Raw genomic sequence first — 20941 nt, 5'->3', positions numbered from 1 at the left:
GGTGATCGCCGGAGGTTCAGTGGATCTGTGCGGTCATCACCGGTGACCCGCTGTCGGCGTAGACGATCTGCAGTTCGGTGATCCGTCGCAGCGGGGTCGCCGACCATCCCTGCCACTGCTTGTGGTCGCCGGGACCGGCCGCCCAGGTCCAGGTGCGCTGGTGGTTGCCTTGGTCGTCGACGGTCTCCAGCGCGAACTCGGCCTGATGGCCGTACCCGCCGCCCTGCACGGCGTACATGCAGTCGACGTCGATCTTGGTCCGGGCTCCCGAGGAGGTCAGCCTGGCGTTGGCGATCATGCCGATCTGATGATCGGGGGCGAACGCCACCAGTTGCGACGTGTTCTGCCGCGGGTAGGCCTCAACGACGCCGCGGGCCAGGAATCCGCCGAGACCGCCGATCGCCAGGGCCAGCACCACGGCTGCCACCAGCAGCAGTCGGACTCTGGTGCTCAGCCCGCGCGGAGGCGTCAGGTTACGGATCGAATCGGGCACCGGCGTCGTGGACTGGTCGCTCAGCGCGATCGCCTCCGCGGCCGGCAGTTGGGCAAGGAGTCCCGGCATCGCGGCAAGCTCGCCCACCGACCGGCGGCACTCCGCGCAGCCCGCCAGATGGTCCTCGTACTCGTGGCGCTGTTGAACCGTCAGCGCGCCGAGCACATAGGCGGCGTCCCAATCACCGTACGGATCGGGCTGGATCACGACCGGGTCACTCCCCTCTCCTGCATGATCATCTTCAGGTGCCGAAGACCGTAGTGCAGCCGTGATTTCACGGTTCCCTCGGCGATCTGCAACCGGGCGGCGATGTCGGCTGTCGTCCGCCCCTCGTAGTAGGCCGCGACCAGCACGGTCCGGTGGTCGGAACTGAGTGCGGCCAATGCATCGGCGATCAGCCACCGGTCCAACACCTCGTCGGTGCGGTCCGCCGGCGCCGTGGCGGCACCGCCGATCATCGCCGCCGACCGCGTCTCGGGTACCTCGCCGGGACTCTCCCTGCGGACCGCAGCGCTGCGCCACCGGTCGACCACCAACCGGCGGGCGACGGTGAACAGCCAGGCCCGGACACCGGCCTCGTCGCGGTCGGCAAGCTCTGCGGCGCGCCAGGCCCGCAGCAGTACCTCCTGGACGATGTCCTCGGCAACCGAGCGATCGTGGGTCAAGGAGAGCACGAATCGCCACAGCTCCCCCGAATGGCGCTCATGGATGGCCTGCCATTCGGACTCCTGCAGTCCGGTCACCGTGTCTCCTCTCTGCCTCGGACACGAACCGGGTCGTCGAATGGTTCACCGGCTATGAATGACTCACAGGCGATGAGTCCTGGGCCTGGCCACAAGTCGCGGTGAACCGGGACCGGGGTTGATTCGTTCCCACCATTGTGATGACGATCAACGGGCTGCCGGCCCACGCTCTGCTGGTGCATCTGGTTGTTGTGCTGCTGCCGCTCACCTCCGTGATGGCCATTCTCGGGTCGTTGTGGCCCACCGCCCAACGCAAGTTCGGCTTTCTGACCCCGTTGGCCGCTCTCGGTGGCGTGGTCGTCGTGCCGATCACCATCCAAGCCGGTCTGCAGCTGGCCGGTGCGCTGCACATGGGCGCCGCGATCGCGGAGCACGAGATGTTCGGCAAGCGGGTGCTCCCGTTCGCGATCGCGCTGTTCGTGACGACCGCCGCCCAGTGGGTGTACCTGCGGTTCCTGACCCGCCGGCGGTGGCTGACCATCGTGATCGCGGCGCTGGTGATCGCCGCGGCGATCGGGACCACGGTCCAGGTCTCACTCGCCGGTGACGCCGGCGCTCATCAGGTGTGGGGTTCGGTCGCCAACAACCCCTGACCGCAACAGACCTCCTGACGGCAACGGTGCCGGGCCGGTGGTCAGGGGTGCATACGGGCGCCCTTGACCACCCGGTCGACGGCATTCCGCGGCCCGTGAACGGCGATGCCGACCAGGTCCAGGTCTCCAGTGGAGATCTTGGCCACTGCCGCGCGGTTGTCCAGGTCGTTGCCGGTGGCGAACAGGTCGCTGGTGAAGATCGACATCGCCAGGTCCCGGCGCAGTGCCCGTTCGTGCGCCTGCTTGATCAGCTGCGCCGAACCCTCGAAGACGAGCACCGGCTGCCCCAGCATCGCCAAGTAACCGACGCCGTCGGCGTCCTGGTACGGCTCGCCGATCAGCTGGGGGAAGCTCGCGGTGATCCCGCTGATCAGGAACCCCGTGACATTCAACCGCTGCCATCCCGCGAGGTCCTCGCCGAGCAGGACCGCGACCTTGGTGTCGAAGCGGATCGGACGGTCGTACGGCTCGGCCAGCAGTTTCTCCATCACGCCTCCACCGTCGCCCGGGTGTCGGTCGCAGATCTTGTACGTTCCTGACCTCGCCGCCGGCGGCTACCGTTGACCCATGACCGGGCACGTCGACGCGAACGGCTCGGGGCCGACCGCGGTGCGGGCCTGGCGGCCGGCGGTGCCCGGAGTCTCCGAGGTCTTCCACGCCCGGTTCACCGACCACGCCTATCCGGCGCACACCCATCAGGACTGGACGGTGCTGATCATCGACGACGGCGCGGTTCGCTACGACCTCGACCGCCGGGAACACGGTGCACTGAGCTCGATGATCACCCTGTTGCCGCCACAGGTGGCTCACGACGGCCGGTCCGCAGTGCCTGGCGGTTTCCGGAAGCGGGTGATCTATCTGGACCTGTCGGTGATCGATGAGCGCCTGATCGGTCCGTCGGTCGATCACCCGGAACTGATCGATCCGCTGCTGCGGCACAGGCTGGCCCAGCTGCACACCACGCTGGCCAGGCCGGGCGAGGAGGTGCAGGCACAGTCCCGGTTGGTGCTGATCACCGAACGGCTGCAGGACCATCTGCGGCACCGCCCGGCCGAATCGCCTCTGCGGCGACCCGACCAGCCGGTCGCCCGACGGCTGCGTGACCTGCTGGACGAACACCTGGCCGACGGTCTCGACCTCGAACACGCCGCAGCCGAGATCGGGGTGACCACCGCCTACCTGATCCGCGCGTTCACCGCCAGCTTCGGCCTACCACCGCATCGCTACCTCACCGGTCGCCGCGTGGAGCGTGCCCGCAGGCTGCTGTTGAACGGTATGCCGATCGCCGATGCAGCAATCGCTGCCGGCTTCTACGACCAGGCGCACCTGTCCCGGCACCTGCAGCACATGATCAACACCACGCCCGGCCGCTACCGCCGGTCGGCGATCGGCACCGGCTGACGGCGACACCGGTCGCACAGGTCGCGGCTGCAGTGATCAGTCCTGCGGACCGGCCGGATCGGCGAGCCGCTGTGCCCGGCGCCAGGCCAGCGGGGTCATGCCGTACCGGCTCCGGAAGCGGCGGCCCAGATAGCCGGCGTCGCCCAGACCGCTGCGCCGGGCAACCGCATCGAACCCGAGATCGGTGTCGGCGAGCAGCCGCCGCGCCTGTGTCAGTCGCCGTTCGGTGATCCAGTCCAGCACCGTGCGCCCGGTCCGCTCGCGGATCACGGTGGTCAGGTGCCCCGCGGTGTAGCCGAGTTCAGCCGCCACATCGCGGGTCGAGATCGGCTGGGTGAAATCGCGCTCGACGATCCTGAAGAACCGCGACACCAGCGGATCGATCCGGTTCTCCCGGCCCGACGAGTCCGCCAGCCGGGCGACGCCGACCAGGATCCTGGTCAGCGCCGCCGATACCGCCTCGCGGAAGCCGGTCCTGCCGGGATCGGCGAGTTCGTCCTGCAGGTCGGAGAACATCGCCGACCATCGCCGTCGGTCGGCCGCCGGTACAGCGAGCGCGCCGGGTTCCCGGCTGCGCGCCGGGGCGAACGCGGACAGCAGCGGATGCTCACCCCAGGTCAGCGGCGACGGCACGTTGTCCGATCCGAGAACGGCTCCCGGGAGGAAGTACACGGCATAACAGCGGGCGTCGCGCAGGCTCTCCAGATCCGTGCTGCCGAGCATCCGACCGGGAGCGATGGGGATCACCTCACCGTCGGCCAACCGGTGCTCGACATCGTCGATCCGCACCGACCCCACGCCGCGCTCGACATAGACCAGAACCAGGAAGTCGTGGGCGTGCCGGTGGTTGGGCGGCAGGCCGTCGATCGCGGTGTGGTCGAAGCTGACCAGGCCGATCGGCGGAACTCCCGAGTCCTCGACATAGCGGTAGACCGGCGTCCCATCGGGCCGGACCGTGCGCAGGCGGGTCCTGGTCGGCGGCATCGGGTCGCCGGCCGCCGAACGCGAGGAATGTCCTGCCATGCCCGAGATCCGTCCTGACCGCCGACCGAACCAGCGGCGATCGTTGATTCACCGACACCGAACCCCGGTGTCCACCGCCCAGTTTCGCACTTGTCCCGCACCGACAACCAGGAGCCGATGATCATGGCCGATTCCGCCGCTCGTATCCGCTTCGTTGATTCCCCGGAGACCGAACACCGCCCGTTCCTGCCCGGCATGGGCAAGGCGTGGCTGATGCCGCTGTACGACCCGTGCACCCGGCTGCTCGGGATAGCGCGGTTCCGCGCCCAACTGATCAAGTACGCCCAGATCGAGGCCGGCCAGAAGGTGCTGGACGTCGGCTGTGGCAGCGGCGACCTGCTCCTCGCCCTGGCCGCGGCCGTGCCCGGGGCCGAACTGACCGGACTGGATCCCGACGGCGTCGCCCTGGGACGGGCGGCCCGCAAGGCGGCAGCCGCGGGCGCCGGAGTCACTCTGATCCGCGGCTATGCCGACGAACTGCCCCTGGAGGACGCATCGCTGGATCACGTCGTGTCGACCCTGGCGATCCACCACCTCGACGCCGAGAGCCAGGCGAGGTTCGCGGCCGAGGCCCGGCGGGTGCTGAGTCCGGGAGGCAAGGTCACCATCCTGGACTTCGGTGGCCCGTCCGGCGACCACGCCCATGGTCCACTGGGACATCTGAGCGCACTGCTCGATGCCGCCATGCGCAGAAGCCCGCAGGTGCAGGCCAATCTGGATGACGGCCTGCCGGATCTGCTCCGCAGGAACGGATTCGACGACGCGGCCGAGGTCGCGCACCACCAGGCGTTCTTCGGCTCACTGACCATAGTCCGGGCGACCCGGTGATCATGATCAAGGGGTTGTTCTAGGCTGAAGGCGTGACTGCCAACGCCGGTGCACCACCGACCCCGCCCTCGGTCTACGACTACTCGCCCTGGCGGTTCTGGTCGCAGGCCGACGAAGCCGCCAAGCAACGACAACGCGAGTTCCAGCGGGAGCTGCTCGCCGAGCATCCCGCCTGGGAGTTCGGTGACGGCGTTTTCGTCAGCGACCAGGCCGCCGTGCAGAACGACGTGCTGCAGCTTGGTGATCACAGTTATGTCGCCGGGCACGCCTATCTGTCCGGGGAGGTTCGCACCGGAAGGGACTGCACGATCAACGTCTACACCGTGGTCCGCGGCAAGATCACCATCGGTGACGCGGTCCGGATCGGCGCCCACACGTCGATCCTGGGTTTCAACCACACGATGAGTGATCCCGACGTCGAGGTCTTCCGGCAGCCGACGACCAGCAAGGGCATCACCATCGGATCGGATGTCTGGATCGGTTCCCAGGTGGTGATCGTTGACGGGGTGACCGTAGGTGACAAGGCGATGCTGGCCGCCGGTGCCGTGGTGACCAAGGACGTACCGGCGGGCGCCGTCGTCGGCGGGAATCCGGCCCGGCTGCTGAAATGGCGGGTGCCGCCGCGGACCAAACCGACGGCACCTGCCGACGTCGCTGATGATCTTGCCGGGCGGCTGCGGGCCTTCACCGGCCGCGCCCGATCCCAGGCGCCCGACATCCTCGATCGATGCTGGGACCAAGACCTGCGCAAGTTCCTCGACAAGCCGGGCGCAGCCCTCACCGTACGGGCCCAGTGTGATGCGATCGAGATCGCGGATCTGCTGCTGGGCAAGGCTCCAGAGCAGTTGCCGGCCGACGAGCAGGCCGACTGGTTGGGTGATCTTCAGGACAAGGAGACCGGCCTGTTGCCGGAGATCAACTCCGACGGCACCCCCGGGGTACCGCCCCGCGGCTACCAACCCGGAGACACCGACTTCGCCGGCCTGGACGTGTCCGGCAGCGCCTATCACGTGCTCTGTGTCGGCTATGCCCTCGACCTGCTCGGCAGCCGGTTCCCGAACCCGATCACCGGCTATGCCGACATCACTCCCGACGATCTGGTGATCATGCTCGACAACCTGCCGTGGCGCGGACGCGCCTGGCACTCCGGCGCCATGATCGACGCCATCGGCACGGCGCTGCGCTGGAACCTGCCGAAGGGCGAGCCCGGCCGGGGCGGCGCGACAGACGCGTTGTACGGCTGGCTGGTCACCCGAGCCGATCCCCGGACCGGCATGTGGGGACGGCCGGACGGCCCGACCGACGGCGGCGACATGCTCCAGGTGGTCAACGGCTTCTACCGGGCCTCGCGCGGCACCTACGCTCAGTTCGGGCTTCCACTGCCCTACCCCGAGCGGGTGATCGACACCGTGCTTGCCCACGTCCGCACCCAACGCTATTTCGCACCCGAACGGCAGAACGCCTGCAACGTGCTCGACGTGATCCATCCGCTGTGGCTGGCCGGACGGCAGTCCGACTATCGACGCGGCGACGTGACGAAGGTCGCCGCAGGATTGATCGACGACGCCCTCGGCCACTGGACCGACGGCCAGGGATTCGGGTTCCAGGCACCCGCCGGGAGTGCCGCGTCGGCGGCGTCGACCACCCCCGGCCTGCAGGGCACGGAGATGTGGTTGGCGATCATCTGGCTGCTTGCCGACGTGCTCGGCATCGCCGCCGAAGCCGGTTACCGGCCGCGCGGTGTGCACCGCCCGGAACCGGCGATCGACCTGGCCGGAACGCCGGCCGATCCGGCTAGGTGATCAGGTCCACGGTGCCGTCGGGCCAGGCGATCCTGGTCGCCGACGCTTCCGCGACGACCGTCGGCCACGCCGGTCGGTCCGCGCCGTCGGTCAGACTGACGCCGACGGCATAGGTCTGTCCGGCGGCGACCACCGGGAATTCGGCGCTGTTGATCAACAACCGGGAACCGAACGGATTGTCCTGATCATGTTCGGCTGATCCCGGCTTCCCGTCACCGAGCAGGATCTGCACGTCGGAGCGGAGTTGCTGCCGGGATCCGGGAACCGGCTGCCGGGGCACGGCATAGCCGGAGACCAGCAGGCGTACACCGTCCAGGTCGTCGGCACGCTCGGCCTGCAAGCGGATGATCCGGACCTCGACGGCACCGTGCGCTACCGAGGTGCAGGTGATCGGCCCCCAGGCACTTGCGGCGATCCGCCGCGAAGTCATCAGGTTGCTGAAGCCGACCCGGCGGGTGGTCTCGCCGTTCGGACCGATCAACATCACCTGATTGTCGGCCGGCGTCCCGGTCGGCCGTGGAGCCGGTGCGGTCACCGTCGAGTAGGCCAACCGGCCGTACAGCGGGTCCTCCTGGTCGTCATGAGCCGCGGAATGATCGACTCCGTGGTTGATCACCCGGACGATGCCGTCCTGCTGGGTCCCCGAGACCAGCCACCCGGCTGGGACGATCGGCTCGCCGATGTCCCCGGTCTCGATCGGCAGCGGTTGTTCCGGGATCGTCCAGAACGGGTCGTCGGCGCCGATCACCAGTCCCGCCAGGCCGAGACTCGACCAGTACGGCGACCCGGGTCCCGAATACGGCTGCCGCATGGCTTCGTGGCGTCCGAGCCATCCCATGCTCAGCAGGCCGTCCTCGGTGAACGCGCCGCTGTCCGCGAAATAGCGGACGGTGCCCATGGCCAGCCGGCGCAGCGTACCGGGAGTCAACGGGTCGGCATCGAAGATCGCGCCGGCCCACGGCGCGCCGACGGTGGCATAGCGGTAGATCAGCGACCGGCCTTGGAACAGCGGCGCGGAATCGGCGCCGAACAGCCAGGCGGCCTGGGACAGGTAGTCACCCAGCCGCTGCCGATAGCGTTCCAACAGGTCGGCGACGCCGGGAACGCCGTCGGACATCCGGCAGTACCAAAGGGCGAAGAGGTGCATGACCCAGCCGTTGTACCAGTCGATGCTGCCCCGGTCGCCGTCGTTGTACCACCCGCCCTCGAGATACCACGAGTCCAGCAATGCGATGTTGTCGTTGATCAACTTCTCGTCGTGTGGGCCGTCGACCGATCGCAGGAACGCCTGGGTGATGTTGGCGAACCACTTCCAGTTGTTGTCCCCGTAACCGACCTGGGCGCTGGGTGCCAGCCAGTCGATGATCCGCTGTTGATCGGTCTTGCCGAGCCGGTCCCAGATCCAGGACCGACTCTCGTGCAAGGCGATCGCGATGGCGGCGGCCTCGACCCGGCTCTGGGCGATGTCGGCGAGATCGGGCCAGCGTTCGGGCGAGGACGGATCCGTGCCCGAGACCAGGCCGGCGGCATACCAGCCGGCATGATCATCCGGGTCGTCCGCCGCGGCGGACAACCGGAACCCCGCCGCCAGGAAGGACCGGGCGAACGCCTCCAGGCCGTCGCTGACCTGCCCCGCCCGGGAGGCCGGGCCGGGCAGGTCGAATCGGGCATGTCCTGGCGTCGCCCACGGTCGCAGTGCCAACAACGTGCGATCGGCGAAGGCTTCGAGGTGAGCCCTGCCCCAGCCCGTGTACGGCGCGGTCGGATCGGGTGCGCGCTCCGACGAACTCAGCGCGGGCCACCGTTCTTCTGCAGCTGGTCCTGGTACTCCTTGCGCATCCCGTCGCCGGCAGCAGACCGCCAGGTGCTGAGCAGGCTGTCCAACTGCGAGATCGGCTGACGGCCCTGGACGATCTGGTTGATGCCGTCGTTGAAGTTCTTGTCCGCGGTCGCGTTCTTGGTCGCGTACGTGTTGGAGAACAGGCCGACGGTCGGGTTGCTGATCCCGGTCGGGATCTCCTCCGACTGGTACTTGTGCTGTACGTCGGCGTCGTGCGGACGTCCTGGCTGGTAGAGCGCGGACGGGGCGTCGGCGAAGTACCGGATCGGGATGACGGTGTTGGTCTGACCCTTCTTGGTCAGCACCGGGTCGCCGGCCTTCGTCTTGGTGTGGTCGACGCCTTCTTCGCCGTACAGCCGGTACAGGTACTCCTCGGTGCCGAACGGCGCGGCCAGCCAGTTGCACACCCGCAGGATCAACTTGATCTTGTCCTTGCTGTCCTGCTTCTTCAGCCCGGTGAAGGCGTTGCCGTAGATCCCCGTTCCCAGGTGCCAGCGGGCGAGGGCCGAGCCGTCCCGGTTGTAGGTCTTCATCAGACCGAGCTTGAAGTCTGGGTTCGAGGAGTTGTCGGAGATGTACTGCGCCCAGCCAGGGTAGCCGTCGGCGGCGTTGATCGCGCAGGTGCCGGAGTTGAAGAGCTGCTTGAACGGCTGGGAGTCGTTGAAGGCGTCGGGATGGATGACGCCGCTCTTCCACATCTTGATCAGGTCGGAGATGGTCTGCTTGTATTCCTCGGTCTCGTAGGCATTGGTGAGCTTGCCACCCTCCTCACGCCAGCCGTTCGGCTCGTCGTTCATGGCGCCGAGCAGCTGCCGCGGTTGGTTCAGCAGGCTGTACGCCCACCGCCGTTTGCGCGGATCGGTGAGTTCCTCGCCGACCGAGATCAACTCGTCGTAGCCCTTCGGACTGGTCGGCAGGCCCTTCTCGTCGAAGATGTCCTGACGAATGAAGTTGTAGTTCCAGATCACGCCGCGAGGGATCGGAATGCCGTAGATATGGCCGTTGTAGATCGTGGTCTTCCAAGCGCTGGTCGGGACGTTGGCCAGGTTCGGGTAGTCCTTGATCGCATCACCGGACAGGAACTCGTCCAGTGGCGTGAACCGCTTGTCCAGCAGGGCCGGGAAGTTGGCCACCAGCTGCATCTGCAGCATGTCCGGCAGCTCGTTGCCGGCGATCACGGTCGGGAACTTGGTCGCGTAGTCGGCGTTGCCGACCATCTGCAGTTTGAGGTCGACACCCAGCCGGTCGTTGAGGCCGGCCCAGTAGCTGTTGTGATCCGGGCCCGGCGGCACCGCGTAGTAGATGTTGGCCATCCCGGTCACGGTCTCGCCGTTGCCCGGCTTCTCCGGCACCACCTTGGGGTTGTTGGAGGGGAACCTCCGGAAGCCGGCGTCCACACCCTGCTCGGTGGGCGGCAGGTCCGGCTTGACTCCCGTGTAGGCCACGTAGGTCGGCAGTTTCACCGAACTGTTGGCACTCGCCGAGTTGGAGCTCTTCTCGGTGCCACCGCAACCGGCCAGGCCGGCGGTTCCGGCCAGCGCGGCCAGTCCGCCGGCGCCGGCGATCAGTCGGCGCCGGGTGAAGGCATTGGGCATGGACAGGTTGGCGGACACGAGTTCCTCCTCGAATCGGTGCAGCACGGAAGGTGAGATCAACCGGGAGATGACTGTTCAGCCCTTGACGGCGCCGATCATGACTCCCTTGGCGAAGTGACGTTGGATGAACGGGTAGACGATCAGGATCGGGACGATCGCGATCACCAGGATCGCCATCTGCAGCGGCAGCTGCGGCGGCAGGACCTCGCCGCTGGTGGCCCCGACCTGATCACCGCCGATAGTGGTCTGGTTGACGACGAAGGTGCGCAGCACCAGCGCCATGGGCCACTTGTCGGTGGTCTGGATGTACAGCAAGGCGTTGAAGAAGGCGTTCCAGTAGGCCACCGCATAGAACAGGCCGATCACCGCCAACACGGCCTTGGACAGCGGCAGCACGATCCGGGTCAGGATCGTCAGGCTGGAGGCGCCATCGATCGCCGCCGACTCGAAGAGCTCCTGCGGCAACTCCTGGAAGAACGCCCGCATCACGATCACGTTGAAGGCGTTGACCAGCACCGGAAGGATCAGCGACCACCAGGAGTCGAGCAAGTGGAATTCCTTGACCACCAGGTAGCTGGGGATCAGTCCGGGGGTGAAGAGGACCCCGCCGAGCACCAGCAGCACCATCGGTCTGCTGCCGAACGACCGACGGGACAGCCAGTAGGCCAGGCCCGCGGTCGCCGCCAGGGACAACAGGGTGCCGACCAGCGTGATCCCGATCGAGATGATCATGGCCCGGGTGACGACGCCGCCGCCGAGCACCGCGCGGTAGGCGCCGAGGGACGGCATCCCCGGCCACATCACCATGCCGCCGGAAGACTTGTTGATCGTCTTCTGGTCGGCCAGCGAGGTGGCGATCACCGACCAGAACGGGATGATCACCAACAGCACCGAGATGCCCAGCGCGATCGCCTTGGCGATCTGGGTGAGCGGGTTCGGACTCTCCATCCACGGCGGACGTTTGGCCGAACGACGCCTGGTGCTCGAGCCGGTCTCCTGTTCCGCGGCTTCGACGGTGGTCACTTCTCGTACACCCCCGCTCACCGAGCAGATGAGCCAGCTTGTTTGCGCCGATGACCAGCGCGACGCCGACGATGCTCTTGACCAGACCGGCGGCTGCCGACATGCCCCAGTTGCCGCCGATGATGCCGTTGTTGTAGACCCAGGTGTCGAGCACCTCGCTCGCCTCCAGACCGACCGGACCCTGCTGCAGGATGATCTGCTCGAACCCGACGGACAGGCTGTTGCCGAGCCGCAGGATCAGCAGCAGGATGAACAGCCCCTTCAGCGACGGCAGGGTGATGTGCCAGAGCCGCTTCCACGGTCCCGCGCCGTCCACGGCGGCCGCCTCGTAGAGCTGCTGATCCACCTGCGACAGGGCAGCCAGGAAGATGATCGTTCCCCAGCCGGCGTCCTTCCAGATCGCCTGGGTGGTGATCAGTGCCCTGAACAGATCGGGAACTCCGATGATGTGGAACTGCGGCAGGTTGTTCTGGATCAGAAACGTGTTCAGCATGCCGGCGTTGCCCAGCATCTGCTGGAACAGCGCGACAACGATCACCCAGGACAGGAAGTGCGGCAGATAGAGCACCGACTGCAGCAGTCGCTTCAGCCGCTCGCCGGCCAGGCTGTTCAGCAGCAGCGCCAGCACCAGCGGCACCGGGAAGACCAGAACCGTCTGGATCACGGTCAGGACCAGTGTGTTGATCAGGGCGTTCAGGAACGCCGTGTTGCCGTCCCAGAGGAACGAGAAGTTGCTCAGGCCGACGAACGGTGACTCGGAGATGCTGAGGTACGGCTGGTAGTCCTGGAACGCGATCACGTTCCCGATCAGCGGCAGGTACTGGAACACGACGATCGCGATCGCACCCGGCAGCCCGATGCCGACCAGGAGTTTGTCCCGGTTGAGACGGTGCAACCGGCTCCGTACCCGGACGGCGCGGGACGACTGGGCTTCGGGCCGCCGGCCGGTAACCGCTTCCCCGACCGGGCGGGTCATACTGGTTTGGCCCACGTGGTAACCCCTGCTTCTTTGTAGGCGATCGCGTTGCGGCAGCGCGAAGCAACGTTATGCATCGCGCGGCACTACGATGAACCGCCGCAGGAGGGTTTGGCAAGGGTTTTCCGCAAATTGCCCGGCGAGTCGTTGTGATCCGGCCGGGAGCGTACGCCTGAAGGCGGAAGCGCTGTCCGCCGGCGGTTCAGTCGTTGGCCCGCGACGGCGCTACGGACAACGTGAACCACCCGCCACGAAGGGCGGGTGGAAGCAGTATCGAAACAGTATGGACAGGGGGAGCCGGGGCGCGGACGGAGCCGCTCAGGCGCTCTTCTCGCGGCGCTCGCGCTTGGGCAGTTTGTCCCGCGGCACCAGGGTCGGCAGCACCGAGTCCTTGACGACCTCCTCGGTGATGATCACCTGGGCCACGTCGTCGCGGGACGGTACGTCGTACATGACGTTGAGCAGCACCTCTTCGAGGATGGCGCGCAGGCCGCGGGCGCCGGTCCCCCGCAACAGGGCGAGGTCGGCGATCGCCTCGATCGCCTCGTCGGTGAATTCCAGGTCGACGCCGTCGATCTCGAAGAGCTTCTTGAACTGGCGAGTGAGGGCGTTCTTCGGCTCGATCAGGATGCGGATCAGTGCGTCCCGGTCCAGCGGGCTGACGCTGGAGATCATCGGCAGCCGGCCGATGAACTCCGGGATCAGGCCGAACTTGACCAGATCCTCGGGCCGGACGTCGGCGAACGGGTCGTTGGAGGCCGGCTTGCGGGACTCGATGTCGTTGTTGAAGCCCAGCGGGCGCTTGCCGACGCGGGCGTCGATGATGTGGTCGAGACCGGCGAACGCTCCACCGACGATGAAGAGCACGTTCGCGGTGTCGATCTGGATGAAGTCCTGGTGGGGGTGCTTGCGGCCACCCTGCGGCGGCACGCTTGCGGTCGTACCCTCCAGGATCTTCAACAGGGCCTGCTGAACGCCCTCACCTGAGACATCGCGGGTGATCGACGGGTTCTCGCCCTTGCGGGCGATCTTGTCGATCTCGTCGATGTAGATGATGCCCGTCTCGGCCTTCTTGACGTCGAAGTCGGCGGCCTGGATGAGCTTGAGCAGGATGTTCTCGACGTCCTCGCCGACGTAACCGGCCTCGGTCAGTGCGGTCGCGTCGGCGATCGCGAACGGCACGTTGAGCATCTTGGCCAGCGTCTGGGCCAGATAGGTCTTGCCGCTGCCCGTCGGGCCGATCAGCAGGATGTTGGACTTGCCCAGTTCGACGCCGTCGTCCTCGGCGCGACGGGCCGCGTTGGTGGTCGACTGCGCTGCCTGGACCCGTTTGTAGTGGTTGTAGACCGCCACGGCCAGGGCACGCTTGGCGCTGTCCTGGCCGATCACGTACTGGTCGAGGAACTGGCGGATCTGCTGTGGCTTGGGCAGTTCGTCCAGCGTGCGGGCATCGGCGCTCTCGGAGAACTCCTCCTCGAGGATCTCGTTGCACAGGTCGATGCATTCGTCACAGATGTAGACGCCCGGACCTGCGATGAGCTTCTTGACCTGCTTCTGACTCTTTCCGCAGAACGAGCACTTCAGCAGGTCACCGCTCTCGCCGATCCGTGCCATGCCAGCTCCTCAACCTTCGTCGTACTACTCGTCCGTGCCGTACGAGTTCTTCACATTAACCCCGCCGATTCGACTCCGGCAGGATTTCGGAGTTCAGATGTGGCGATCCGCCGCGCGCCGGTCAGGCAGCAACGGGTGCTTCCTTCAACGACGTCAGGATGTCGTCGATGATGCCGTACTCCTTGGCCTCCTCGGCCGTGAGGTACTTGTCCCGCTCGATGTCCTTGCTGATCTCGCTGATGTCGCGTCCGGTATCGGAGGAGAGCATGCCCTCCATCAGCTCGCGGATCCGCATGATCTCCTTGGCCTGGATCTCCAGGTCCGAGGACTGCCCGTAACCGCCCTCGGTCGCCGGCTGGTGGATCAGGATCCGGCTGTTCGGCAGGGCCAACCGCTTGCCCTTGGTGCCGGCGGCGAGGATCACCGCGGCGGCCGAGGCGGCCTGCCCGAGGCACACCGTCCGGACGTGCGGCTTGATGTAGCGCATCGTGTCGTAGATCGCAGTCAGTGCGGTGAACGAGCCGCCGGGTGAGTTGATGTAGATGTCGATGTCGCGGTCGGCGTCCATCGACTGCAGGCACAGCAACTGGGCCATCACCGCGTTGGCGATGTCGTCGCTGATCGGCGTGCCGAGGAAGATGATCCGGTCCTCGAAGAGCTTGGTGTACGGATCGATCCGGCGCATGCCGTAGGAGGTGCGTTCCTCCCATTGCGGGATGTAGTAGTCCATCCGCGGCGAGACGGCCGGGTTGGTCACACCAGCAGGAGGCGTGCTCAGGTCTGTCATCAAAGCTCCTTACTGGTTCGGGGAGTCGGCGGTCGCCTGGATCTGCGACGCCGAGTGGAAGACGTGGTCGATGAATCCGTACTCCCTGGCCTGCGCCGCGGTGAACCAGCGGTCGCGGTCGGAATCCGCCTCGATCTGGGCGAGCGACTGGCCGGTGTGTTCGGCGATCAGGTTCTGCATCACCGTCTTGATGTGCAGGGACTGTTCGGCCTGGATCCGGATGTCACTCGCGGTGCCGCCAAGACCACCCGACGGCTGGTGCATCATGATCCGGCTGTGCGGCAGCGCGTAGCGCTTGCCCTTGGAGCCGGCGCAGAGCAGGAACTGCCCCATCGAGGCGGCCAGTCCCATGGCGACGGTTGCGACGTCGTTGGAGATCCACTGCATGGTGTCGTAGATCGCCATACCGGAGTCGACCGACCCGCCCGGGGAATTGATGTAGAGCCAGATGTCCTTGTGCGGGTCCTCCGCGTTCAGCAGCAGCATCTGCGCGCAGATCGCGTTGGAGTTCTCGTCCTTGACCTCGGAGCCGAGGAAGATGATGCGGTTCGCCAGCAGCGACTGGTAGACGTTGTCGTCCAGGCCGAAACCGTTGCCGCTCCGGGCAGCGGACCGGACCTCGTTCGGCGAGACAGGTAATGCATTCACGGTTGCGAACCTACCGTCCGGCAGGCGAGAAACTGAGGCCCGGTGCACACTGTTCGCTCAGGGCTTGACGGCGGCACGGCTTTGAGCCCGCTGTGGGCAGCGGTCCGGCAGCCGGTCCGCACCGCCGAGCGGCATCCTCGCGTGGCGTACAGTCGAGGAATGGCATTGCTGTCCAACTATGTGGCGACCAAGATCACCGGCGACGAGACGGACCTCGGAGCGTACCGCGGCAAGGTGGTCCTGGTCGTCAACACCGCCTCGCAATGCGGACTGACCCCGCAGTACGCGGGCCTGCAGAAGCTCTACGAGACCTACAGCGACTCCGGCCTGGAGATCCTCGGCTTCCCGTGTGATCAGTTCGGCCATCAGGAGCCCGGCTCGGAGGCGGAGATCGCCGACTTCTGCGAGCTCAACTACGGGGTCACCTTCCCGATGTTCGCCAAGATCGAGGTGAACGGCGCCGGTGCGCACCCGTTGTACCAGTGGCTGACCTCGGCGATGCCCGGTGAGAACGGGCCGGACATCGAGTGGAACTTCGCGAAGTTCCTGATCAACCGCGACGGAGAGTTGATCGCCCGGTACTCACCGAAGGTGACGCCGGAGGAGTTGGCCGGCGATCTGGAAAAGGCCCTGGCCTGACAGTTGCCGCGGGCCGTTGATGATCACGTCGGGTCGGTCGCCAGGATCGCGTACAGTGCATAGTCCTGGCGACCGTGATGATCATCGGATCCGAAGCCGCGCATCACGCCCTCGAAGCTGAAGCCGACCTTCTCCAACACCGTACGCATGGGCAGATTGGTCATCGCCGTCCCGGCCTGCACCCGGAACCAGCCGATCCGAAGCAGCTCGCTGACCAGCAGCCGTACGGTACTGGTCCCGATCCCCCGTCCCCTGGCGGCAGGGAACAGGCTGAGGCCGAGTTCGCAGGTGCCCGGGAGCCAGGCTCCCTTGGGCGCCCTGACCTGGATGTCGCCGACCAGCGAGCCGTCCGTCTCGATGCCGTAGCTGACGAAACCGTCGGCTTCCAGGGTCGGTGATTTCTCGATCATCGTGCGCATCCGGCTGCGGAACTCGTCACGGTCGCCGATGGTGTCACCGAGCTCGCGGACCAGAACGTCGACGTCGGTGAGGCGCAGGGCACGCAGCCTCAGCCGGTCGTCACCGAGTTCGGGCATGGCCGGACTCTAGCGAGCCCGGCCACACCCTGACGGATCAGGCCTGGGTGTCCTCGTCGGTAGCGGCAGCCGACTCGTCGGTCGCGGCCGGGGAGTTCTCGACGTCCTCGGACTCACCGTCTGCGGGCTCCTCGTCGGAAACCTGATCGTCCGCCGGTTGGGCGATGCTTCCGTCGGACTGCAGCGACGCCAGATCGAGGGTCTCACCGTTGCCGTCGGTCACCGTGGCCTGGGCCATGATCAGATCCAGCACCTTGCCGCGACGGATCTCACTCATGTATTCGGCGACGTGATCATGCTCCAGCATGTGCTGCAGCTCCTGGTCCGGGGTCGACCCGGTGGCCTGCGCCCGGCGCACGATGTAGCGGGTCAGCTCCTCCTGCTCGACGCCGATCTCCCGGTCGTCGGCGATCTTGTCCAAGATCATCTGAGCCTTCAGCGCGTCGGCGGAACGCTTCTCGGTCTGCTGCCAGAACGACTCGACGTCCTTGGGCTCGTCCTCGTCCTCGGAGTCGTCCTCGGAATCGGAGGCGATCTCGTCCAGGTACTGTTCCAGCGTCAGCCCGGCCTGAGCCAGCTGGCTCTCGATCTGCTCCTTGCGGGAGTCGACCTCGGTCTTCAGTACGCCCTCGGGCACCTCGACGTCGACCTCGGCGATCAAGGCCTCGAGGACCTTGTCCCGGGCGGCATTGGCCTGCTCGATCCGGCTGTTCTGGCTCAGCTCGCGGCGGAGGTCGGCGCGCAGTTCCTCGACCGTGTCGAACTCGCTGGCCAGTTGGGCGAACTCGTCATCGGCCTCGGGCAGGTCCTGGACCTGGACCTTCTTGACTGTTACCTCGACCTCGGCGTCCTGGTCCTTCAGCGGACCGCCGACCAACTTGGACTGGAACTTCTTGGATTCACCGGCGGACAGCCCGATCACGGCGTCGTCGAGACCGTCGACCATCCGGCCGGTGCCGACCTCGTAGGAGATGTCGCTGACGTTGGCGTCCTCGAGCACCTCGTCGTCCCGGCGAGCGACCAGGTCGATGATCAGGTGGTCGCCGTCCTCAACCGGCCGGTCGACGTCCTCCAGCGAACCGAAGCGTTCCCGGAGCGAGTTCAGCCGCTCCTCCACCGCCTCGTCGGTGATCTCGATGGGGTCGACGGTCGCCTGCAGCGAGTCGAAGCTCGGAACGTCGAAGTCCGGGCGGATATCGACCTCGGCGGTGAACTCGACGAGTTCGCCGTCCTCCAGCTTGGTGACCTCGACCTCGGGCTGGGCCAGCGGTGACAGCTTGTTGTCGGTGACCGCGCTGTTGTACAGGCCGGGCAGGGCGTCGTTCAGGGCCTCGGACAGGATCGTGCCACGGCCGAACCGCTGATCGAGGATCCGCGGCGGAACCTTTCCCTTGCGGAAACCGGGGATCTGCACCTGTGCGGCGAGGTCACGGTAGGCCTTGTCCATGTTCGGCTTCAGATCCGCGAACGGGACCTCGACCGTGATCTTCACCCGCGAGGGGCTCAACTGCTCGACGGTGCTGGGCACGTGTTACTCCTGAGGCGTGGTCGGGCGCGTAGCCACGGCCACGTGACACTAGACGGTTACTGTTGGCGCTTCGCAAGCCCGGATCGCCGCGCAGTGGGCGCCGGCGGATTTGGGCTCACGCAATCCTACGGTCGCCGTACCTGAGCGACAAACCACCGGCCACCGACGAGGTTTCGGGTCACCTCAGCCGTGCGCCAGCAGCTCCAGCAGGACCACCAGCAGGCCGAGCGCGACCAGGACCAGCAGCAGCACGAACTTGTGCCGGCGTGGAATCCTCGCCCGCCGGACGCCCAGGTAGCCGATCGCCGCGAGGGTGACGATCAACACCGTGCTGGCGGCGCGCAGCGCACGATGCAGTTCCCAACTGCCGAGCCCCGCCAGGCCGAGGAAGACCAGCGGCAACACGATGACGCCGAGCGCCTGGACGCAGGTGCTGATCAGATACCGCAGCTCGTCGCGGTCGGGAAGGGTCGCATGGGCGACGACATGCGAGATCAGCTCGGCGGTGAATGCCGCCGTGACCGTGCCGAGCACGGTGATCGCCAAGGTCAGCGCCGCATTCGCGGCACTCTCGTCGCCCGCATAGGAACTGAGGGCGAGGATCACGGCGAGCGCGGTGAACGTGACGTAGACCCGCTCCCGCAGCCGCCCGGCGCGGCGCTCCGGTGACTCGGTCTCCCGGTCCGACCGGCCGCTCGCAGGTGCAGCCGAGTGGTCGGCGGAGCCAGTGGCAGCCATGCTTCCACGGTATCGAATTCACCCGCCCGGCTGCGTCGACCGGTCCCGGGAGTGGGGCATCTCCCGGGACCGGTTGCGGCGGCTGCTCCGGCCGGCGGCGTGCGCCCTACTGCTCGGTCTGAGTGGCGGTCACGTGGTAGACCCGACCGCCCCAACCGTCGTCGGGAAAGGAGTCGGACACCCGCAGGTAGACCGGTCTGGTCCCATCGGCGCCCGAGCCGAGGAACGGCGTCAGATCGATCGTCCGATCAGCCTTGTTCGAACCATCGGTCACCCGCCGGTCCTCCTTGAGCACGGTCGTCCAGTTCTCGTTGTCCGAACTCACGTCGACGACGAACTCCGCGTCGATGGTCAGGGTCACAGACGCTGACTCGGTGTCGGACGGGAACGGGAACAGATAGGTGAAGTGGCTGTTGCCGTCGGCGAACCGGTTCTGCACGCCGTTGCTCTGCGACCCGTCGGGATCGAACAGCCACGGATTCTCATCGACGGTGCCGGTGTCGAAGTCGATCTGATGGCGACCAGGACATCGGCCCGGGTGGTGAACACCAGGTCACCGCCGGTGACGGTCACGGTGATCTCGTGATGGCCGTCATCGGCGCTGCCCGGCACCGTCAGTTGCAGCGGGATGCTGCTGTAGACGGGATGCGCGGAGCCGCGCGGATTGAGCCGGACCGACGCGGTCGATGGGGTCACACCCCAGCCGTCCGGCACCTGTACCGAGGCCTTCGCAGTCAGCGGGGAGCCTCCGGTGGCCGAGACACCGAGGTCGATGGTCACCGTGGTCGGACCGGTGGCCGCCGGCATGATCACCGGTTGGGCGGGTGACGTCGTTGCCGCCAGCGACCGGTTGGGCGCCTTGACCGGGATCACCCCGATCAACGCGCTCAGGGCGCTGGCCTGGGTCCGCCAGTCGAAGACGTTCGGATGATCATCGCTGGTGCCGCCGGACCACCGCGTGCCGAGCCGGTCGGCCGCATCCCGGTCCTGGCTCCAGATGGTGTCGGCCTGCTTCTGCAGGAAGTCCGCGTACCTGGCGTTGTGGGTGGAGTCGACCAGGTCGGTCCAGTAGCGCATGAAGATGCCCTTGAACTGCTTGCCGTTGTCGCTGCACGTCTGGTCGAGGGCGTCACAGGCCTCGGTCAGGACGCCGTTCTTGACCAGGGCATGGTTGTTCAGCGTGGCATCGGCCAGGCTCCGTGCGGTGGCCAGCACCTCGGGATCCTTGGTGGCACGCCACAGTTCGAGGCCGGCGCCGATCGCCAGCCCCTGGTTGTAGCTCCAGACCGTCTGCCCGTTGTTGGTGCAGCCACCGGTCAGGCCGTCGTTGACCAGGCCGTCGGAGTTGATCATGCCGCTGTCGACGAACCAGTGCCAGGCGGTGGTCGAACGGTCGAGCCAGCGCCGGTCGCCGTTGATCCGGTTGTGCAGTTCGGCGGTCAGCCGGATCCACAGACCGTTGGTCACCGCATTCTTGTAGGTCCGCTCGGCGTCCCACCACACGCCTCCCCCACAGGTGCTGGTGTCCCAGTAGCCGTACACGTAGTCGGCGATGGTGATCGCCATGTTCAGGTACTTCTTGTTGCCGGTCAGGTCGTAGGCCTGCAGCCAGGTGAGACCCCACCATTCGGAGTCGTCGATCGCCCGGCTGGTGAAGTTGCCCAGCAGCGGGTCTCCGGAGAGCACGCCGGGCGGGAACGCACCCTTGTCCTTCTCGAAGGTGTTGTCGAGTTGGGCGAGATAACGACGGTCTCCGGTGCGTTGCATGTAGTCGCCGATGGTCTGCAGGGCGACCGCTGAGTTCCACCAACTGGACGGGAACCAGGCCTTGACCGGCTCGTAGGAGCCCATCAGGACGTCGGCGGCCACCCGTGCCCGGGCGACCGCGGTGGACGGTGAGATGGCCGCGGAGGAGGAGGTCCTCGTCGGGCCGGCGTGGGCCATGGCGGCCGGGACAAGGCCGACAACCAGGGCGACCAGGCCCAACAGGACCGTCCTGGTGGCACGTCCCGACGGCCGGCGGGCGGTGATCATCATTGAACTCCAGGGGGTGGGGTGGGTGGGAGGTAAATCGATTGGCCAGAACGCAGAGAAGTATCGCGGAACGCGCAGATGAGCGTCAACGGTGGCACCA

At 66.8% G+C, this 20941-nt stretch carries 20 protein-coding genes and 1 pseudogene; 5 read left to right on the top strand and 16 right to left on the bottom strand.

Going from position 1 to position 20941, the window contains the following annotated elements; genetic code table 11:
- Positions 1 to 16: 16 nt before the first annotated feature.
- Complete coding sequence (locus GJV80_RS01125) at positions 17 to 700, bottom strand: anti-sigma factor (protein WP_195909101.1); 684 nt, start codon at positions 698 to 700, stop codon at positions 17 to 19.
- Positions 697 to 1236: a sigma-70 family RNA polymerase sigma factor gene (locus tag GJV80_RS01120; protein ID WP_154686347.1), complete on the bottom strand. Its 540-nt coding sequence runs from the start codon at positions 1234 to 1236 to the stop codon at positions 697 to 699. Before GJV80_RS01120 ends, GJV80_RS01125 begins: the two co-directional genes overlap by 4 nt.
- Positions 1237 to 1376: 140 nt before the next feature.
- Here GJV80_RS01120 and GJV80_RS01115 point away from each other — a divergent pair, with 140 nt between their 5' ends.
- The gene (locus GJV80_RS01115; RefSeq protein ID WP_154686346.1) at positions 1377 to 1829 is read left to right on the top strand and encodes a DUF2231 domain-containing protein; all 453 of its coding nucleotides are present in this window, start codon (positions 1377 to 1379) and stop codon (positions 1827 to 1829) included.
- A gap of 41 nt (positions 1830 to 1870) precedes the next feature.
- Here the strand turns inward: GJV80_RS01115 and GJV80_RS01110 are convergent, their stop codons facing one another.
- Complete coding sequence (locus GJV80_RS01110) at positions 1871 to 2317, bottom strand: DUF2000 domain-containing protein (protein WP_154686345.1); 447 nt, start codon at positions 2315 to 2317, stop codon at positions 1871 to 1873.
- A gap of 79 nt (positions 2318 to 2396) precedes the next feature.
- Between GJV80_RS01110 and GJV80_RS01105 the strand changes: the two genes are divergently transcribed.
- Complete coding sequence (locus GJV80_RS01105; protein WP_154686344.1) at positions 2397 to 3230, top strand: AraC family transcriptional regulator; 834 nt, start codon at positions 2397 to 2399, stop codon at positions 3228 to 3230.
- Between the two features lie 36 nt (positions 3231 to 3266).
- On the opposite strand, the gene GJV80_RS01100 is transcribed toward GJV80_RS01105, so the two are convergent.
- Positions 3267 to 4253, bottom strand: a complete 987-nt coding sequence (locus tag GJV80_RS01100) for an AraC family transcriptional regulator (protein WP_230207998.1) — start codon at positions 4251 to 4253, stop codon at positions 3267 to 3269.
- Between the two features lie 90 nt (positions 4254 to 4343).
- Here GJV80_RS01100 and GJV80_RS01095 point away from each other — a divergent pair, with 90 nt between their 5' ends.
- Positions 4344 to 5081, top strand: a complete 738-nt coding sequence (locus GJV80_RS01095; RefSeq protein WP_230207997.1) for a class I SAM-dependent methyltransferase — start codon at positions 4344 to 4346, stop codon at positions 5079 to 5081.
- A 32-nt stretch (positions 5082 to 5113) separates the two neighbouring features.
- Positions 5114 to 6883, top strand: coding sequence for a DapH/DapD/GlmU-related protein (locus GJV80_RS01090; RefSeq protein WP_154686343.1), 1770 nt, complete (start codon positions 5114 to 5116; stop codon positions 6881 to 6883).
- On the opposite strand, the gene GJV80_RS01085 is transcribed toward GJV80_RS01090, so the two are convergent.
- The 7 genes and pseudogenes from GJV80_RS01085 to GJV80_RS01060 all read right to left on the bottom strand — a co-directional run bounded on the left by GJV80_RS01085 (position 6876) and on the right by GJV80_RS01060 (position 15300).
- A complete protein-coding gene (locus GJV80_RS01085; protein WP_255455603.1) occupies positions 6876 to 8675 on the bottom strand; it encodes a DUF2264 domain-containing protein in 1800 nt (599 codons plus the stop codon). The genes GJV80_RS01090 and GJV80_RS01085 overlap by 8 nt on opposite strands.
- Positions 8672 to 10336: an extracellular solute-binding protein gene (locus GJV80_RS23070; protein WP_195909099.1), complete on the bottom strand. Its 1665-nt coding sequence runs from the start codon at positions 10334 to 10336 to the stop codon at positions 8672 to 8674. The genes GJV80_RS01085 and GJV80_RS23070 overlap by 4 nt, the downstream gene beginning before the upstream one ends.
- A 57-nt stretch (positions 10337 to 10393) precedes the next feature.
- Complete coding sequence (locus GJV80_RS23455; RefSeq protein WP_230207996.1) at positions 10394 to 11341, bottom strand: carbohydrate ABC transporter permease; 948 nt, start codon at positions 11339 to 11341, stop codon at positions 10394 to 10396.
- Between the two features lie 112 nt (positions 11342 to 11453).
- Positions 11454 to 12317, bottom strand: a pseudogene (locus GJV80_RS24810) (ABC transporter permease subunit); the annotation flags it as partial.
- Between the two features lie 318 nt (positions 12318 to 12635).
- On the bottom strand, positions 12636 to 13931 hold the full coding sequence (clpX, locus tag GJV80_RS01070) for an ATP-dependent Clp protease ATP-binding subunit ClpX (RefSeq protein WP_154686340.1): 1296 nt from the start codon (positions 13929 to 13931) through the stop codon (positions 12636 to 12638).
- 121 nt (positions 13932 to 14052) lie between these two features.
- Entirely contained in the window at positions 14053 to 14718 is a 666-nt protein-coding gene (locus GJV80_RS01065) for an ATP-dependent Clp protease proteolytic subunit (protein WP_230207995.1), read from the bottom strand.
- A 9-nt stretch (positions 14719 to 14727) separates the two neighbouring features.
- Positions 14728 to 15300: a ClpP family protease gene (locus GJV80_RS01060; RefSeq protein ID WP_195909313.1), complete on the bottom strand. Its 573-nt coding sequence runs from the start codon at positions 15298 to 15300 to the stop codon at positions 14728 to 14730.
- A gap of 225 nt (positions 15301 to 15525) precedes the next feature.
- On the opposite strand from GJV80_RS01060, the gene GJV80_RS01055 reads away from it, so the two are divergent.
- On the top strand, positions 15526 to 16005 hold the full coding sequence (locus tag GJV80_RS01055; protein ID WP_154686338.1) for a glutathione peroxidase: 480 nt from the start codon (positions 15526 to 15528) through the stop codon (positions 16003 to 16005).
- Positions 16006 to 16028: 23 nt separating this feature from the next.
- Here the strand turns inward: GJV80_RS01055 and GJV80_RS01050 are convergent, their stop codons facing one another.
- From GJV80_RS01050 to GJV80_RS01035, 5 genes are all read right to left on the bottom strand, one after another.
- Positions 16029 to 16541, bottom strand: coding sequence for a GNAT family N-acetyltransferase (locus GJV80_RS01050; protein WP_154686337.1), 513 nt, complete (start codon positions 16539 to 16541; stop codon positions 16029 to 16031).
- A 37-nt stretch (positions 16542 to 16578) separates the two neighbouring features.
- The gene (gene tig, locus GJV80_RS01045; protein ID WP_154686336.1) at positions 16579 to 18069 is read right to left on the bottom strand and encodes a trigger factor; all 1491 of its coding nucleotides are present in this window, start codon (positions 18067 to 18069) and stop codon (positions 16579 to 16581) included.
- 183 nt (positions 18070 to 18252) lie between these two features.
- A complete protein-coding gene (locus GJV80_RS01040) occupies positions 18253 to 18807 on the bottom strand; it encodes a hypothetical protein (protein WP_154686335.1) in 555 nt (184 codons plus the stop codon).
- 106 nt (positions 18808 to 18913) lie between these two features.
- On the bottom strand, positions 18914 to 19168 hold the full coding sequence (locus GJV80_RS23445; RefSeq protein ID WP_230207994.1) for a hypothetical protein: 255 nt from the start codon (positions 19166 to 19168) through the stop codon (positions 18914 to 18916).
- A complete protein-coding gene (locus GJV80_RS01035) occupies positions 19165 to 20841 on the bottom strand; it encodes a glycoside hydrolase family 76 protein (RefSeq protein ID WP_230207993.1) in 1677 nt (558 codons plus the stop codon). The genes GJV80_RS23445 and GJV80_RS01035 overlap by 4 nt, the downstream gene beginning before the upstream one ends.
- Positions 20842 to 20941: the final 100 nt, after the last annotated feature.

This window comes from Microlunatus sp. Gsoil 973 (assembly GCF_009707365.1).
Taxonomy (GTDB): Bacteria; Actinomycetota; Actinomycetes; order Propionibacteriales; family Propionibacteriaceae; genus Microlunatus.
This window is presented reverse-complemented; position numbering and strand designations above follow the sequence as displayed.